A 1,410-nucleotide genomic window follows, 5' to 3' on the forward strand; every position below is an offset into this window, starting at 1 on the left:
ACCACACAAGGCAAGGACCGATCAGCCACACCCCATCGCCCTGGGCATCCAGGACAACCCGTCCTGAACACCAACAATCTTATGGAGGACCGATGGCAGCACAGCACGCCCTGTGGCACCCGTTCGCCGACATGGGCGCGGTCGACGGTGACCGGATGGTCGTCACCCGGGCCGAGGGTTCGTACATCTGGGACGACACCGGCCGCAGGTACTTCGACGCGACGGCGTCGCTCTGGTACGCGAACTTCGGCCACGGCCGTCCCGAGATCACCGAAGCGGTTTCCCGCCAGCTGTCCGAGCTCGACTCGTGGAACCTGTTCGGCTACAACGCGAACCGCCCGGCGATCGAGCTGGCGGACCGGGTGGCGGCCTTGGCGCCGGAGCCGGGGTCGAAGGTGTTCTTCGGTTCGGGCGGCGGCGACGTCATCGACACGGCGGTGAAGCTGGCCCGCGCGTACTTCGCGCAGACGGAGCGGCCGGAAAAGGTCCACGTGATCGGCCGGGCGCAGGGCTACCACGGAACCCACGGGTTCGGCACGGCGGTGGGCGGCATCCCGGCGAACGCGGCGGGGGTGGGCCCGCAGCCGCCTTCGTTTTCCCACGTGGCATATGACGATGCGACGGCGCTGGAGGCGGAGATCGAGCGCGTGGGTGCGTCGCGGGTGGCGGCGTTCTTCTGCGAGCCGGTGATCGGCGCGGGCGGCGTGCTGCTGCCGCCGGAGGGCTACCTCGAGGAGGTGGCGGCGATCTGCCGCCGCCACGAGGTGCTGTTCGTGGCGGACTGCGTGATCGCGGCCTGGGGCCGGCTGGGCACGTGGTTCGGAATCGACCGGTGGCCGGTGCAACCGGACATGATCACGACGGCGAAGGGCATCACGGGCGGAACGATCCCGCTGGGAGCGCTGGTGGTGGCGCCGAAGGTGGCTTCGCCGTTCTTCACGGGGGCGCCGGGAGCCCCGATCTTCCGCCACGGCCCGACGTACGCAGGGCACCCGGTGGCGTGCGCGGCGGGCTTGGCCACGTTGGACATCTACGAGCGCGACGGCTTGATCCCGCGCGGCCGCGAGCTGGAGAAACCCCTGGCGGACGCGGTATCGGGAGTGGCGGGGCATTCGCTGGTCGCCGAGGTGCGGGCCGGCCTGGGCTTCCTGGCGGCGGTGGAACTGAGCGCGGAGCTGCTCGACGCCGACCCCGGGGCACCGGTGAAGCTGCAGCGAGCCTGCCGCGACGAGGGTGTGATCGTGCGCAACCTCGGGCGCGGGGTGGCGGTATCACCGCCGTTGGTGGCGGCGGAGCCGGAGCTGGATTTGCTGGCGGCGGCGTTGCCGAAGGCACTGGACCGCCTGGCGGCGCAGGTGTGAGGTCGCGAATGACTCATTCGGGACGTCGGAGGTCCCGAATGAGTCATTC

At 70.6% G+C, this 1,410-nt stretch carries 1 protein-coding gene; it reads left to right on the top strand.

Features of this window, described 5'->3' with window-relative positions:
• Positions 1-92: 92 nt before the first annotated feature.
• Positions 93-1,361 carry an aminotransferase family protein gene (locus tag ACWDN5_RS46780; protein ID WP_449680796.1) on the top strand — a complete coding sequence of 423 codons (1,269 nt, stop codon included), beginning with the start codon at positions 93-95 and terminating at the stop codon, positions 1,359-1,361.
• Positions 1,362-1,410: the final 49 nt, after the last annotated feature.

It is taken from the genome of Amycolatopsis sp. NPDC003731 (genome assembly GCF_053586895.1).

Coding starts and splice junctions, on each gene's coding strand:
- ACWDN5_RS46780 (WP_449680796.1), top strand. CDS start 93: ATGGCAGCACAGCACGCCCTGTGGCACCCGTTCGCCGACATGGGCGCG.